We start from the raw sequence: 16,128 nt of genomic DNA, 5'->3' as shown, positions 1-16,128 counted from the left end.
TTGATTATAAATTCTTTGAATTAAAAACAGAAATTAATTAGCTAAGATTATGGTAAATTTGTAAACTAATTATCATAAATAATAATAATAATAATAAATTCAGTTTGCATATAATATAGAAAATACGAGAATTAATTGTTGTAAATGAATAAGGCCTTCTAGTACTTGTTCACTAATTTTCTTATAATAAATTCTAGCCATTAACAAAAAAAATGAAAAACTACCTACAGACATTTGGTATTTTAACCGAAGACGAAATCGATCTTTTTGAAAGTAAGGTTCAGAAAAAGCAATTAAAAAAAGGTGATTTTTTCATTAAAGAAGGTCAAACATCTAAAGAAGTCGCATTTGTAGTTTCTGGTTTGTTCAGGTCGTTTTATTACACTTCATCAGAAGAAGAAGTTACCTATTGTTTTACTTTTTCTAATTCATTTGTTAGCGCCTACTCTTCTTTCTTGTCTCAAACAAAAACTATTGAAAATATTCAGGCATTAACAGCTATAGAATTATTAACGATATCTAGAGAAGAAATTTTACTATTAGAGAAATCGAGTACCAATTGGCTAAAATTTTTTAAATTAATTACAGAACAAGAATACATTAAAATGGAAAAAAGAGTTTTCTTGTTGCAAAAAGAATCCGCAGAAGAAAAATATAAAGATTTACTTATAAATCAGCCAGAATATTTACAAGCAATACCTTTAAACTTTTTGTCTTCCTATTTAGGCATTACCCAAAGACATTTAAGCAGAATAAGAAAGTCAATTACGAATTAGAGACATATGTCCTTTTAAAAAAGTACAGAAGTATTGTTCTTTGCACAAAACAAAGAACAATTATGAAACAAGTACTAATAATAAATGGACATCCTGATAAAGAGAGTTTTAATTATGCATTATCAGAAGCTTATCTAAAAGGAGTAAGTAAAACAAATGCTATAATTTCTAAAATTAACATTGCAGAATTAGAGTTTAATCCTAATTTGCAATTTGGGTATCGCAAACGAATGGAATTGGAGCCTGATTTAGTTTTAGCCATCGAAAAAATTAAAAAAGCAGATCATATTGTTTGGGTGTTTCCAATGTGGTGGTATGGATATCCTGCACTTATGAAAGGCTTTATAGACAGAATATTTTTACCATCAATTACATATTTACCTATTGCCGGAAAAGCATTACCCGAAAAACTACTGAAAGGAAAATCTGCACGATTAATTATTACCGCAGATACACCAAAATGGTATGATTTTCTGGTTATGAAAAGTCCGGCAATAAACCAGTTAAAAAGCGGAACACTAAAATTTTGTGGAATAAACCCTGTAAAAACAACATATATAGCTTCAATAAAAAATTCAACTTCTGCTTTTAGAGCAAAGTGGTTAAATAAAGTAACCTTGTTAGGCGAAAGCGTTAAATAACTATTGTCAATACCGTATATAATTTATAGCTTACTTCTCGCCTAGTCCAAAAAAACTTGCTAATCTATCTTAAAAAATCAGCAACTAATAAAACAAACATCCAACATTTTTATACAATGCTGGATGTTTGCTTTTAATCAACTTTGGTTTTTCTAAAAAAGCACTCTCTTAATTCGAATAAGAATTCAGTTTTTAAGTTTTAATATTTCTTTCACATAAAACAGTATTATAAATATTTACATTTGAAATATTAGTAAAAACTAATTACAGCAAACAATGAAAAACCTAAGAGAACAAACAGATGCTAAAATTGCATCAGGAAGAAAAAATAATCCTGATTTTATGAATGGTGTTGATGCTATTATTGAGGAAGCAAAAGCTTTTCAGAAAGGAAAAAATGCCCTAAAAATTGGTAAAAAAGCACCAGATTTTGAGTTGCCAAATGCCGAAGGAAAATTAATTTCTTTAAAATCGTTATTAGATAATGGTCCTCTTGTGGTTACATTTTATCGTGGAGATTGGTGTCCGTATTGCAACTTACAATTAAGAGCATTACAAGCTAGATTAAGTGAAATAAATGCTTTAGGTGCTACATTAGTTGCTATTAGTCCGCAAGTACCAGACGGCTCATTAACAAAAAGTGAGATTAGTGAAATGGATTTTATAGTATTATCAGATCAAGACGCAAAAGTAGCAACAGCATACGGTGTAGCTTTTGAAGTGCCAGAGTTTTTAGCAGAACACATGCGTGTAGATCGTAAGCTAGATTTAGAAAAAATAAATAATGGAAATGGCAGTGTATTACCAATTCCGGCTACATTTATATTGGGTCGTAATGGCGTTGTTACTTGGAATTACGTAAATGTTGATTATAGAATACGTTCTGAACCAGAAGAGATTATTGAGGCTATAAAAAAACTAGCTTAAGTATAAAATTAAGAAAAAAAGCTTTCAGTATTTTAGACAATTCTGGAGGCTCGTTTTTTTTTAAAATTTTTGATCTTTAAAAACGATTCCTCTTTAGCTGCTAAAAAATGAGTTTCTGAATTACAGCATTTTAATTATTCTTATTATTTTTAAACCTTTTTCTTCTTTTTATACCAGCGTATTGTTAAACTCTATGAAATAGTATTTGCTATTGTTTCAATAACACCTAAAGCAGCTCTTTCTCCAGAAATCATAGCAGCATTTAAAGAACCGTTTAATTGCACATCACCTGCTAAAAACACATTGGTTGTTAAGCGAGTTTCCGACGGTAACATTTCATATTGCAAGTTGTTAAGCTTAGGTAATGCATTCGAAATTTTATAAAGTTTTATAAAAACACCTGCATCGATATTGCAATATTCTTTTAGTTCTTTTCTTACTTGTTCTACAAGCTTCTCTTCTAAAATATTTTTAGAATCGATAACGGTTACAGACAATAATTCTTTATTTGTTTTTGTATCCGTTTTTAAACTTGTGTGGTAAAAAATGTTATTTATTAAAGTATCTCCTTTAGGAATAAGACCAATTAACTTCTTAGAAATCACTCTCTTTTCTGTTTCGAAGTAAAGCGTGTTACAAGATTTCCATTTAGTTGCTTGGTTTTTTAAGTTTGAAATTAAATGACTAGCATTTGCAGTAACTATTGTAAAATTACTTTCTAATTTTTCTCCAGTACTAAGAGTAACTATTCCGTCTTTTATTGATGCTACTTCTGTATTAAATAGAAAAGTAGTGTTTTTTAAATTTTGCTGTAATTGGTTTGGTATTGCCTGTATACCTTTTTTTGGAATTGCTGCATCACCTTCACCAAACATTTTATAGACAAACTCGAACATTCTACTAGAGGTTGCTAATTCTATTTCAAGAAAAATACCACTAAAAAAAGGTTGAAAGAAATCTGAAATCATTTCATTAGAAAAACCATAATCTTTTAAATACGAATATGTAGTTTGTTCTTTCTCTGTAAAAATATCTGAAATCTTTTTTTTCTTCAAATAACTATTCAGCTTTAATATTTTAAGCTTATCCGAATAGTTACCTATTCCAGAAAATAATGTAGAAAAAAGTAAAGAAAAATCTCTTAAAGGATCTCCAATTATTTTTTGTTCTTTGTTTTTAAAAATTGAAGCTCCTGGCAAAAAACGTTGTAATTGCAACGTTTTAAAATCGAGGTATTTTTGAGCCGCAGGATATGCAGTTAACAAAACTTGAAAACCATGATCTAATTGAAATCCATTTACAATATCTGTCTTTACTCTTCCACCAACTGTATCTGTAGCTTCTATAATAACAGGTGAAAATCCATTATTTTCTAAAACTCTAGCAGCTACAAGACCACTAACACCAGCACCAACAATATGTATTTTATACTCTTTATTAATCATGTATTTTACTTTTAATCCTTATATAAAAGATATCACCATCAAATTTACATTAATACTTGTATAAAAAAAAGACTTAAAATATAATTTTAAGTCTTTTTAAGAATTGAAAAATGGTATTTAAAATTAGATTTAATCTATAAATTCATATTCAAACTCCCACCCTTTTTGTGTTTTTTTCTTATCAGATAAAAACCAAACCAATACATCATTTGTATTAGAAATAACTACTGGTGGCTTAGAATTTCCACTAAATTTAGCAAATATGTTTTTAGGTATTAAGCTTTTACCATCTGCTAAGTAAACATAATCAACATTTCCCTGTGTATTCATCTTAATAAAATTGAACTTAATTTTTTTCCCTTTAGGTGCTGTAATTTGCCATTTACAAGAAGATTTATTACTATAGTTATTGGTTTTACTACCATCACTAACGGTTCCTTTTTTATCATTTAGATAGGTAATATCTCTGCAATATAAAGTTGTAGAATCTATTATTTTTGCGGCATAAGAAATTGTAAATAGATCTTTCTTCTTAAGTTTGCCTAATGTCTTAATAGAAAATGTTTTATTTGGGATTAATATTTTTTCTGGTATTTTTTCAAACGAGTACTTTTTCCAAAGTGTATCTTTTAGAAAAATATGAAAACTTTTTTTAGATTTCTTTTTTACATGGTTAACATTTGGTTTTATAAAATAACCTTCTAAACTTACCAAAGAATTCACTTTTAATAATTGATTATTATTTTGATTCGTCCAAATTAAAGTTGCTTTAGATTTTGTAAAATCTTGATATTCTAAAGGTTTTTCTAATGCAATTAGCGCCCTTTTTACATTAACACTTCCTGCACCTAATAAACCCTTAAAATTAATATCTTTTGAATTTAATATGGCTGAATTAGTTAAAATTGTTTCACATTCTTCTGAAGTTAATAACGGATTTTTAGTTTTTAAAATAGCAATTACACCTGCTACTATTGCAGAAGAAGCAGAAGTTCCGTTTTCATGAAAATAAGCATTGTCTTTTGATGGATGTGCTCCTTTTACATAAACAGCAGGAGCCGTAACCACTATATTATCGCCATAATTAGCTTCTTTATATTTTTTTAAATTAGCACCAATTCCTGAAACAGCAATTACTTTATTAAAATTTGCAGGATATAGAACTTTGCGTTCATTAAAATTACCCGCTGCAGCAACAATAATTATACCTTTAGCATAAGCCTCTGCTATAATATTTTTTTCTTGCAAAGTAACATTACCACCACTCCAAGAAAGTGAAATAATATCTGCACCGTTATCTATAGCATACTTAATTCCTAAATACCCTTTTCTTATGGCACTATTAATAGCTTTATCTTCTAAAACCTTAATTGGCATAATTTCTACAAGGTTCTCTGCCTCTTTACCATAATGTAGTTTTACAATTTGGGTAATTATACTGGCAACCCAAGTTCCGTGATAAAAAATTGCTTCTTTACCAATTTTTATACTTACATCATTATCATTATCTGCTATATCCCAACCATAAGCATCATCTACATACCCATTACCATCATCGTCTAAAAAATTACCTGGTATTTCATTTTCTAACTTATGCAAAAATGGTTTGATAGATTTATGCGAAAGTGAAAAAGCATCATCTATTACTGCTACAGTAATTTTATGTAGCTTTTCTTTTTGTATTTTATTTTTTGGTATTTCTAACATATCAAAAGCCCATAAATCTGATAGATTTGTGGACTTTTGAGCAGTAATATTATTTATAATAAAAATACTATTAATAAAAATAAATACTATTATTTTTTTATTCATAAGTAATTGTATGGGTATGAGCTGGTATTATAATCGATTCATTACCAGATTTTTGTCCTAACCTAATATTAGACAAACCTGGACCAGAACCTTCGTGGACAGCTGTTCTACCTCTTAAATCTGGTAATCCAAATGTAGATCTACCATCTCCACCATAAGTAGTACCTATTAAAGAAAATAATGCTTGATATGAGCTAATAGGTAGTAGTTGCCCATCGCAAAACGCCCAACCTCTGGGAGCAAAGTTACCTGCAAAAATCATTATTTCTGCTATAAAAGGGTCAGCACTACTTCTACTAGGAAATATACCTTGCAAAGCAATTACATAATTTACAGCTAAATAAGGATCTCTAGATTGAACTTGTTGTGCTGCTATTGTATTTATTACAGGGCTTTTAGCAACCCAATTTGTACCATCATTTGTAATTAAATCACCATTACTTCCTGTTGGTAAAGCCAAATCATCTCCATCAACTCCTGCAGCCCCAGTATCTCCTGTTTCTCCTTTTACTCCTTGAATTCCAGCTACTCCAGTTTCACCTTTAATTCCTTGCATTCCTGTTGCTCCGGTATCTCCTTTGTCTCCAGTTTCACCTTTTAAACCTTGAGTTCCTGTTGCTCCAATATCTCCTTTGTCTCCAGTTTCACCTTTAATACCTTGAACTCCTGTTGCTCCAATATCTCCTTTGTCTCCAGTTTCACCTTTAATACCTTGAACTCCTGTTGCTCCAGTATCTCCTTTGTCTCCAGTTTCACCTTTTAAACCTTGTATTCCTGTTGCTCCAGTATCTCCTTTGTCACCAGTTTCACCTTTTAAACCTTGAGTTCCTGTTGCTCCGGTATCTCCTTTGTCACCAGTATCTCCTTTGTCACCAGTTTCACCTTTTAAACCTTGTATTCCTGTTGCTCCAGTATCTCCTTTGTCACCAGTTTCACCTTTTAAACCTTGAATTCCTATTGCTCCAGTATCTCCTTTCTCTCCAGTTTCACCCTTTAAACCTTGAATTCCTGTTGCTCCCGTATCTCCTTTGTCTCCAGTTTCACCTTTTAAACCTTGAGTTCCTGTTGCTCCAATATCTCCTTTGTCTCCAGTTTCACCTTTTAAACCTTGAGTTCCTGTTGCTCCAGTATCTCCTTTGTCTCCAGTTTCACCTTTTAAACCTTGAGTTCCTATTGCTCCAGTTTCACCCTTTAAACCTTGAGCTCCTGTTGCTCCGGTATCTCCTTTGTCTCCAGTTTCACCTTTTAAACCTTGCGTTCCTGTTGCTCCAGTATCTCCTTTGTCTCCAGTTTCACCTTTTAAACCTTGCGTTCCTGTTGCTCCGGTATCTCCTTTGTCTCCAGTTTCACCTTTAATTCCTTGAGCTCCTGTTTTAGAATCTCCAGAAGATAATGCATATAAAGCAAAAGGAACACTTAATAATTCGCTTGTCGCAATAACTGTATAATTAGAACCTCCGTCTATATCTATTTCAGATTTAATATAGAAAGGACCATTTGCCCAATTAATCTCTTTAAAAATAGTTGATGGATTATTACCGTTACCAATATTAACACTCATTAAACCATTCATGTTGGTGTCTATGGCATGTGTTTCTGAATAAACACTCGAACCAGATTCAGATCCTTGCAGAATACTAATCTGTAAACCTATTGGTAATTCTTTAATTAACTTATTATCTGCATCTCTTACAATAGCTTGGTAACCGATTTTATTAGGACTTTGACTAAATACATTTGCTGTAATTAAAAAGACTGTTAATAGAAAGTATATTTTTTTCATTTTTTAACTATTTTGAATATTTGAACTAAGTTTTGGTTGTTGATTATTTTTAAAAAATAAAATCCGATTGCTTTATTTTTCATTGAAATTAAAGAAAGTGAAGAATCAATAGTACTACTATCTACCATGGCTCCTTTAATATTATATAATTGATATTTTAGACTACCTTTTGTAAAGTTGTTCACTTTAATATTTAAAATATCTTTAGTAGGATTCGGAAAAGGTTGTATTAACTGAACAATGCTATTATTGTCTGCATTTAATACTTTAAAAACTTCATAAGGTTGTTGTATACTAGTAGAAATTGAAGATTTACCTGATGAAGATGTAACGTTATTTATTATTTGACCGACGGAATAACTTACTTGCCCGGTATTATTTTTACTTTCCCCATAGCTAGATAGCAATACATTTTGTGCAGATATATTAAATGCAAAAAAAAGTACCAACACAAGGGGATAAAAGTGCTTGTTACTGTAAAATTTGAGGTTCATTTTTAAATAGTTTTTTAATTATTATTAAGTTAGGTGCGCTAAAAATAATTAAAAAATCTACTCTAAAACTACTTATACTTAGTTAGTTAAAAAAAACAGGTATTTATACCTGCTTTTTTTTAACCTTATTTAATGATTTGTTAATACTTGTAAATTACAAGTAATACATTATTCTAAAAGCAGTGATTATTATGTTCTTAATATTTAAAAAGTTAAAGTATTCTTTCTAAATAGATATAAGTTTATGTGAAGAGATTATAATAAACCCATCATTCCTTCTTTTACAATTGCAATATTTCTTTCTTTATTAGAATTATCACTTTTTTCTTGATCTTTAATCATAGTTCTCATTAAATTAATAACCACTTTATCGAAACTGAATTTTTTGTATTGATTCCCTTTAGCTACCATATCCACTACCATATTCTGAACAGCTTCCATATTATTACTTTTAGAAATCATTGCAAAAGCTTTTTCATAAAGTGCCTTTGTTGGTCCTGCTCCAGATAAGAACATACCAGAAACCACACTTTTTGCTATAAAAGGCAATTCTGTTTCATCATTAGATTCAATAAAAATCTTTGTTAATGGCGTTGCTAATATTTTACGAACTTCGTCTGGCAATTCTTTAGATTTTTTTAAAGCCAAATCTTTATCTACATAGTACATAGCAACCAAAGATTTACCTAAGACTGCATAAGATTCACTTTCTAAACCTTTTACAAAAATCTCTTTTAATTCTGGATCTGTTAATTTCCCTAAAGTTTCAATAGCTGCAGCTTGTACCAATGTTTTTTTATCAGAATTTGCTACTTGCATAATTTTTCTAATCGCTTCTTTTTTAGTAGATTTATTAATTAAATCGATTTTTTCTAAAGCTAAAACTCTAATTTTAAAAGAAGAATCATTTAAAGCATCTACAACAGCATTAAAAGCATCTTTATCATCTTGTTTTTTAGCAACTTTTAGTAAAGCTTCTTTTCTGTGTGCGTAATGTTGGGCATTCCTTAATTGAAAAATATAATCACTTAATATTTTGTTTTCATTAATTTCTGCTAATAAAACACCATCTGCATTCACTTGAATTAAAGTAGGTTGTGTCTTAAAATCGAAAGTAAAAGAAGCATCATTATTTTCTACAAAAACCGTTTCTCTTCTTCTTTTATTTCCTTCGAAAATATCTAAAGTTATAGGGAATTGAAAATCTTCTGCTTGTAATTGCTGAATATTTACAGTTACTGTTTTTCTTAGTTTATTGTAATCGTAAGAAACATCTATTTTTGGGTGATTTGCACCAAAATACCATTGATTAAAAAACCAGTTTAAATCCTTACCTGTTACTTCTTCAAAAACTAAACGTAATTGATGCGCTTCTGCAGCTTTGTACTTATACTTATTAAGATATGTTTTTAAACTTATAAAAAAAGCCTCGTCACCAATATAATTTCGCAGCATATGTAAAATAGCACCACCTTTATTATAGCTAACCAAATCGAACATGTCTTCTTTATCTATGTAATTAAAACGAACCAACTTTTTATCAGATTCTTGCTCATCTAAATATAGTTTCACGTTCTCTGTCATGTGCATTTCTGCAGCTTCTTGTCCGTATTTATATTCTTGCCACAAATACTCGCTGTAATTGGCAAAAGATTCATTTAAAGTAAGATTAGACCAACTTTCTGAGGTTACTAAATCTCCAAACCAATGATGAAATAGTTCGTGAGCAATTGTGTTTTCATGTTTATTCTCATCTACTAACTGCCCTTTTGTTTGGTAAGCTTGTTCTCCATGCACAACTGCTGTTGTGTTCTCCATTGCACCAGAAACATAATCTCTAACAACAATTTGGCTGTATTTGTTCCAAGGAAATTCTACCCCTAATTTATCTGAAAAGAACTGCATCATTTCTGGGGTATTACCAAAAATATCTTTGGCATATTTTGCGTATTCTTTTTCTACATAATAATCTACTGCAATGTCTTTGTACGTGTCTTTAATAACTTCAAACTCACCAACACCTAAGAAGAATAAATAAGGTGCGTGTTTCTTATCCATTTTCCAATAATCTGTTCTATTTTCTCCGTTTTTAGTCTGGCTAATTAACGCTCCGTTAGAAAGTGTTATATATTTATTAGGAACCGTAATGTAAATTTCTTCTGTAGATTTTTGATTAGGAGCATCAATCGTAGGAAACCAACAACTGCTTCCCTCCGTTTCACCTTGTGTCCATATTTGTGTAGGTTTATTTTTGTCTGCTCCATCTGCATTTATAAAATACAAGCCTTTTGCAGAAGTAATTGCTGCACTACCTTGCTCTTTTACCTTTTCTGGTCTTGCAGTATATTTTATATAGACTGTAAATTCTTCTTCTTTAGTGTATTTCTTCGGAAGTTTTACTGTTACTTTATAATCATCATAATCAAAATCTAATTTGCTACCATTCAAAGAAATTTCATGAATCAACATCGATTTTGCATCTAGTATAAACTGATTGCTAGCATAGAAATAAGGTTTTGCAGTAACCCAAGCTTCACCATTTAATTGTTTTTTAGAAAAATTAAAATCTACTTTTAATTTTGTATGAATTAAAGTGTGTGTTTTTTCTCTTTCTGCTTTATAAATTAAGTTGTTTTGAGAAAAACCAACTGTGGTAATTGCTACAAATAGTATTAGGAACCAATTTTTAATCTTCATAAATAATGTTTTCTTCTAACTTCAAAAATACTAAATATGAAGATAGAACTTGTTAATGAGCAGTTAAATTCAAAAAACGTACCAAATACAGGTGTTAAAGAGATAAAATTAATAAAACAATTACTTTATTTATTAAAAAATAAAAATACTGAAGCTTCTAATACATGGTTTAAAAAATATAGAACCTGTGCTACTTACTTTCTAAGTCTTTTAAAATCCAATCTAATTCAGGATCTGTTTTACTTAATCGATCTTTTATAGTTGGCGTAATTTCTACATCTGGTTTAATACCATAACCATCTGGTTTTTGTTTATAGGGAGCCGCAAGATGCATAACACCAAATCTAATTTTAACTTTAGAATTTGATAATTCATGTTCTCGCATAAAACCCGCTACAGTTCCGTTATAAGAACCACCCGTTTCTTCACCAACAAAAAATGCGCGTTTGCTACCCTGCAAATGTGATGCTAATATAGCAGAAGCTGAATATGAATAACCATTAATTAAAACGTAAATTTTACCTTTAAAATTTAAAGGATTAGGTTGTTGCACTTTGGTTTTATAATTAAAATACAATTGTCCATTTTCTTTTTCTACTTTAAATGCTCTATAAAATGCTACAAAAGGTGAAGCGAACCCAACAATTATTTTAGAATATATTGTTGTAGTATTGGTCATAATAGCTTTTAATACCGGTATTCTAGTATTCACTTCGCTTCTAGTAAAAAATTGAAATTCTTTATCTGCTAAGTAAGAATACAAGTTATTAATTTCTAAAGCTCTACCACCACCATTATAACGTAGATCTATAATTAAAATTTGTGTTTTTTTATTAGCTAATTCTGTAAAGGTCTGTTTATAAAAATCTTTATAGTTTCCTTTAGAAAAGCTTCTAATCTTTATATATGCAACTGTTGTGTCTTTACCTATAAATTTTAAATTTCTATTGTAAGTTTTGTCTTCATAATTATAGCCATGAATTTTATTATACTTTCTTCTTTTTTTTCTTGCTATTTTTTTAGCCTTTTTCTCCTTTTTGTTCAGTTTAATTTTAACGGAATCTTTTTGTACATCAGTTCGTTTAATTCTTTTTCTTAAAACTTTTTTAAAGGTTTTGTTAAATAAGGAATCTTTAATTTTTAGCGTTAATTGAACACTATCTACCCTACCATTATTTTTTAAATATAATTTTTTAAAATGCTTACCAATTACTTTATCATAAAATGTAGTATTAAAGCCATCTGAAGAAAACGTTTTTCTATAATTTACAAGAATATCTGAAATACTTTCATTATTTATTTTTAGTACTTGTGCACCTAATAATAGGCTATCTGATTTTTGAACACCACTTATAAATATTTTTTTATTTAAAGATTCAAAACCTAATGTATTAAACTCATTTTTCTGTTTTACATAAAGTTTGCGCTCTTCTTTAGTTCTTTTTTTTTCTGGTGGATTAATACTAGTATGCCCATGCCCCATTTGCGCAATAATAGTTGCCGTTTTTCTATAGAATTCTCTACTGTTTAAAGGTTTGTTTATTGATTTTTTTAAACTATCAAACTTATAATCTAAAACCTCTTTACTTTTATATTGATATAATTTTGGATGGTATTTTTTGAGATCTAGATATAATTCATCAATATCTTTTCTTAAATCTTTTACAGCATGTAATTTAGAAATTTGTTCATTGTGTTTTTTAACACTAACACAAGAACTTATAGCAATAAAAAATAATATTGTTAATAATCTTAGTTTCATTACATTTTTTTCTAAAAATAACTAAAAAAGCCTCAACTTCTTTCGAAGTTGAGGCTTTTTCTATACTAAATGTAATTATTTTTTATTTATTAAACATTTTAGAAAACTGTTTTAAAGAAGCACTATCTGCATCAATATCTACACTATTTAACATTTGTATTATCTGTGCAGGATTCATATTTTCACCTAATAATCTTGCAACACCTACACCTGCTTTATCTCCATAGCCAAAAGCAATTACTTCATCTATAGAATCTGTATCTCCAGAATAAAACACTTTTACATTCATTCCTTTTGCCTTCATAGACATTAAACTCTTGTACGTATTATTATCTGCAAAAATAGCTTTAAGTTTTCCTTTTTCTAATTCATAAGTAGCTGTATTCTCTGCTGTTTTAGGTAAAAAGGCAACATTTATTTTCTTAATACTTTTTATGGTTTTCTTTACATCTTCAGAAACATCTGCTTTAGCAGAAAGTACAGAACCTACTGGTAAATCACCAGTATAAAAACCTTCTTTTCCACTTGTATCTACCAAATAACTTTGTAAAGATTTTTCATTTTTACATGAAGTTATCATTAAAACTAAAGTTAATATAGAAAGTATTTTGGTTAAATTTTTCATTTGGTTGGGTTTTAAAAAGCAGCGTCAGGTTTTAGAAAAAAAACCTGACGCTACAAGTTGTTACTTATTATTTTTTGGTAAAAGTATCTGCTAAATCAGACATTTTATTAATATCGATGTTTCCTGTTAAAGAAATAATCATCGCTTCAGATACTCCTTTCGTTCTTTTATCTATTCCTTTAATAAACATTAAAACTTCACTTACAAAATCTTTGTTTTTAGTAGATTTTACGTAAATTTTAATACGAGAATCGTCTTCTTTAATTCGCATTAATTGCGTTAAATTTTGTTTCTTGATAGATGAATTTACCATTGTTTCCATTTTGTTTGCAATCGATTTATCATCTGTAGAAAACATTTTAAACTCTTTTAAATCATTTACCATTTCAAAGACCTTCATTTCTTCGCTGTCTTTAAATTTTTCTGGACTAAATTTAGATAAAAGTTCGAAAGCATCTTTGGTAACAACTACCATATCTACTCCATCTAAATCTTCTAAAGAATCGAATAAAGACTGTGCGCTTGTTACCATCGGTGCAACAATAAACGCTATTAATAATACTATTTTTTTCATAATTTCTGTTTTACTTGGTTTTACTAATTTTTACTTGGTTTTATTTTAATATTTTGTTTACTGTATTTTCATACGTGTGTAAAGTTGCTACAGCTTGCTCTCCCTTTCTTAAATTGGTAGATAATAACTCTAAGCCTTTACTTACTTGTGCGTAAATTCTTTGCGCTTCTTTTCTTTGTAGATTCTTATCATACTGTTGTTTGCCTACAAATACGCTTACTAGTAATACTACAGATGCTGCTACAGATAACCATTTTAAGTTTCTTTTTTTAGATTTCTTAGGTTCTAACTTTAAGGTTTTTGTAAACGTTTCATCTTTTGCAATAGCAAAATAGTTAAACATACTTTCATATTCTTGCAAATGTGGTGCAACATTACCTTCTGTAAAATAGTTTTTCAAGGTTGTTTCTTCTTGCAAAGAAGTTTCTGCGTTTAAATATTTTTCTACTAATTTTTCTATGTTAGCTAACTCCATAGTTGTGTTTTTTAATTAATTGTTCTCTTATTGTTTTTCTTGCTCTAGATAATGCAACTCTCACTGCTGTTGGTTTCATATCTACCATTTTACAGATTTCATCAAAATCATATTGTTCAATATCTCTTAACTGAATAATAATTTTCTGTTGTTCTGGTAACTTTTCTATCAATAGGTGTACTTGGTTTACACTATCTCGATATTCAAGCTTCTTATCTAAAGACGTTTCTTTTTCTTGATAATTACTGTGTACTAAAGTTAAATTACTTGCTTGCTTAGATTTTAATCTATCATAACAATAATTTTTAGTCATTGTCATAGCAAATGCTTCAACATTTTTGTAATCAGCAATTTTTTCTTTGCTTCTCCACAATTTAAAAATCAGTTCTTGAGTAGCATCTTCAGCTTCTTCTGTAGAAACTAACAATCTTTTTGCTAATCTAAAGACCTTATCTTTAAATGGTAAAACAACTTTTAAAAAGTCTGACTGGTTCATTTTGGTTAGGTTGGTTAATTGTAAACCTTTTAATTTTTACTATTATATTATCGGGTTTACATTATTACGACGACCCACAATTTAATTTGTTACAATAGAATTTAAAAATAATACTATTTCTATTTATATTGCGTTAGATTTATTAAACAATTCTTATATTTTATAAATGAAAAACCTCTTAAAAGCTTCCTATATTGTTATTGTTGCTATTTTTTTAACACAATGTTCTAAAGAATACACTTTGCCAGAAAATTTAGTAGTACAAGATTTTGTTTGGAAAGGATTAAACGCATATTATTTACACCAAGATGAAATTGCAGATTTGTCTGACAGACGTTTTAATTCAGACCAAGAATTAAATGCATATTTAGGCGGTTTTGCAGATTCTGAAACCTTATTCTCTAATTTATTAATTTCTACGGATGAAAAATCGTCTTTATTAGAAGATTATTCAGACTTAAATGTAGAAATACCAAGAAGTGGTTTTTTAAACGGAATGGAATTTGGTATTATTGCTGAACCAGGAAGTACACAAAACATAATTGGTTATGTAAGTCATATTTTACCAAATTCTAATGCAACTTCAAAAAGTATACTTAGAGGTGAATTTTTTAACGCAGTAAATGGCGTTCAACTTACACAAACAAATTTTGAGGATTTGTTAATAAATGGTACAGATTCTTTTGATTTAACAATGGTAAATTTTAACGGAACAACAGTAACACCTACTACTAAAATTGTTTCTTTAGAAAAAGAAAATTACAGTTATGATACTGCCTTTTTAGAAAAAACCTTTCCTATTGGTACAGATAACATTGGTTATTTAATGTACAACAATAACTTGTCTAAGAGTTCAATAAATAATTTAAATAATACTTTTTTAAACTTTAAAAATCAATCTATTAACGAACTTGTTTTAGATTTAAGATATAGTATTTCTGGTGGTAGTTTTGCTAAAAACATAACCAACTTAGCGAGTATGATTACAGGTCAATTCTCTGACAATGTTTTTACAAAAGAAGAATGGAATTCTAAAGCACAACCTTGGTTTGAAGCAAATCAGCCAGATTCTTTAATTACAAAATTTCCTACAAAGTTAAATTCAACAACAGAGTTTAATAGTTTAAACTTAACAGATGTTTATATTATTTTAAACGGTAATAATTTTAGAGGTTCTTCTGCTATCGAATTATTAATTAATAGCCTAAAACCCTACATAAACGTGCATATTATTGGTGCAAAAACTACTGGTAATAACACAGGTTCTATAACTTTATACAATTCTGAAGATTATGATTTTCCGTTAAGAAATGAAACTCACACAGTAGCTTTACAACCAATTGTGTTAAGTTTCTATAATAAAGACGACCAAACATATGAAAACGGATTTACACCCAACATAACTCTTTGCCCAAATGAAGATATATTAGACTTAGGTATTTTAGGAGAACGTTCTGAACCAATATTAGATAGGGTTTTAGAATATGTTACCTCTAATAATACTGGTACAAATGTTGCATGTAACCCTAATAATTATACATTCTTATACAACTCTATTAATAATCAAAGAGAAGTTGATAAAGGAGTATTTATAGAACAAGATTTACCAAACACCAATTAA

Annotated in this window: 13 protein-coding genes and 1 pseudogene; 4 read left to right on the top strand and 10 right to left on the bottom strand. The window is 29.0% G+C overall.

What is annotated here, in order from left to right; translation table 11 throughout:
- Positions 1–212: 212 nt before the first annotated feature.
- From SHK09_RS03880 to SHK09_RS03870, 3 genes are all read left to right on the top strand, one after another.
- Positions 213–776 (top strand): Crp/Fnr family transcriptional regulator, encoded by a 564-nt coding sequence (locus tag SHK09_RS03880; RefSeq protein WP_319809465.1) that lies wholly within the window; start codon positions 213–215, stop codon positions 774–776.
- A 62-nt stretch (positions 777–838) separates the two neighbouring features.
- Positions 839–1,417: an NAD(P)H-dependent oxidoreductase gene (locus SHK09_RS03875; protein WP_319809464.1), complete on the top strand. Its 579-nt coding sequence runs from the start codon at positions 839–841 to the stop codon at positions 1,415–1,417.
- A gap of 276 nt (positions 1,418–1,693) precedes the next feature.
- The gene (locus SHK09_RS03870) at positions 1,694–2,344 is read left to right on the top strand and encodes a peroxiredoxin-like family protein (protein ID WP_319809463.1); all 651 of its coding nucleotides are present in this window, start codon (positions 1,694–1,696) and stop codon (positions 2,342–2,344) included.
- A gap of 191 nt (positions 2,345–2,535) precedes the next feature.
- Here the strand turns inward: SHK09_RS03870 and SHK09_RS03865 are convergent, their stop codons facing one another.
- The 10 genes and pseudogenes from SHK09_RS03865 to SHK09_RS03820 form a co-directional block, all read right to left on the bottom strand.
- Positions 2,536–3,789 (bottom strand): NAD(P)/FAD-dependent oxidoreductase, encoded by a 1,254-nt coding sequence (locus tag SHK09_RS03865; protein WP_319809462.1) that lies wholly within the window; start codon positions 3,787–3,789, stop codon positions 2,536–2,538.
- A 129-nt stretch (positions 3,790–3,918) separates the two neighbouring features.
- The gene (locus SHK09_RS03860) at positions 3,919–5,601 is read right to left on the bottom strand and encodes a S8 family serine peptidase (RefSeq protein WP_319809461.1); all 1,683 of its coding nucleotides are present in this window, start codon (positions 5,599–5,601) and stop codon (positions 3,919–3,921) included.
- A 7-nt stretch (positions 5,602–5,608) separates the two neighbouring features.
- A pseudogene (locus SHK09_RS03855) lies at positions 5,609–5,863 on the bottom strand (phage tail protein); the annotation flags it as partial.
- Positions 5,864–7,380: 1,517 nt separating this feature from the next.
- A complete protein-coding gene (locus tag SHK09_RS03850; protein WP_147112978.1) occupies positions 7,381–7,878 on the bottom strand; it encodes a T9SS type A sorting domain-containing protein in 498 nt (165 codons plus the stop codon).
- A gap of 255 nt (positions 7,879–8,133) precedes the next feature.
- Entirely contained in the window at positions 8,134–10,575 is a 2,442-nt protein-coding gene (locus SHK09_RS03845; protein WP_319809460.1) for a M1 family metallopeptidase, read from the bottom strand.
- A gap of 190 nt (positions 10,576–10,765) precedes the next feature.
- Positions 10,766–12,337 (bottom strand): S41 family peptidase, encoded by a 1,572-nt coding sequence (locus SHK09_RS03840; RefSeq protein ID WP_319809459.1) that lies wholly within the window; start codon positions 12,335–12,337, stop codon positions 10,766–10,768.
- Positions 12,338–12,419: 82 nt separating this feature from the next.
- The gene (locus tag SHK09_RS03835; protein ID WP_319809458.1) at positions 12,420–12,962 is read right to left on the bottom strand and encodes a DUF4252 domain-containing protein; all 543 of its coding nucleotides are present in this window, start codon (positions 12,960–12,962) and stop codon (positions 12,420–12,422) included.
- Positions 12,963–13,029: 67 nt separating this feature from the next.
- Positions 13,030–13,536: a DUF4252 domain-containing protein gene (locus SHK09_RS03830; RefSeq protein WP_319809457.1), complete on the bottom strand. Its 507-nt coding sequence runs from the start codon at positions 13,534–13,536 to the stop codon at positions 13,030–13,032.
- A gap of 40 nt (positions 13,537–13,576) precedes the next feature.
- Positions 13,577–14,011: a hypothetical protein gene (locus SHK09_RS03825; protein ID WP_319809456.1), complete on the bottom strand. Its 435-nt coding sequence runs from the start codon at positions 14,009–14,011 to the stop codon at positions 13,577–13,579.
- The gene (locus tag SHK09_RS03820) at positions 13,998–14,507 is read right to left on the bottom strand and encodes an RNA polymerase sigma factor (RefSeq protein WP_319809455.1); all 510 of its coding nucleotides are present in this window, start codon (positions 14,505–14,507) and stop codon (positions 13,998–14,000) included. The genes SHK09_RS03825 and SHK09_RS03820 overlap by 14 nt, the downstream gene beginning before the upstream one ends.
- A gap of 166 nt (positions 14,508–14,673) precedes the next feature.
- Between SHK09_RS03820 and SHK09_RS03815 the strand changes: the two genes are divergently transcribed.
- Positions 14,674–16,128 carry a S41 family peptidase gene (locus tag SHK09_RS03815; protein ID WP_319809454.1) on the top strand — a complete coding sequence of 485 codons (1,455 nt, stop codon included), beginning with the start codon at positions 14,674–14,676 and terminating at the stop codon, positions 16,126–16,128.

Source organism: Polaribacter sp. PL03 (genome assembly GCF_033875165.1).
Lineage (GTDB): Bacteria > Bacteroidota > Bacteroidia > Flavobacteriales > Flavobacteriaceae > Polaribacter.
This window is presented reverse-complemented; position numbering and strand designations above follow the sequence as displayed.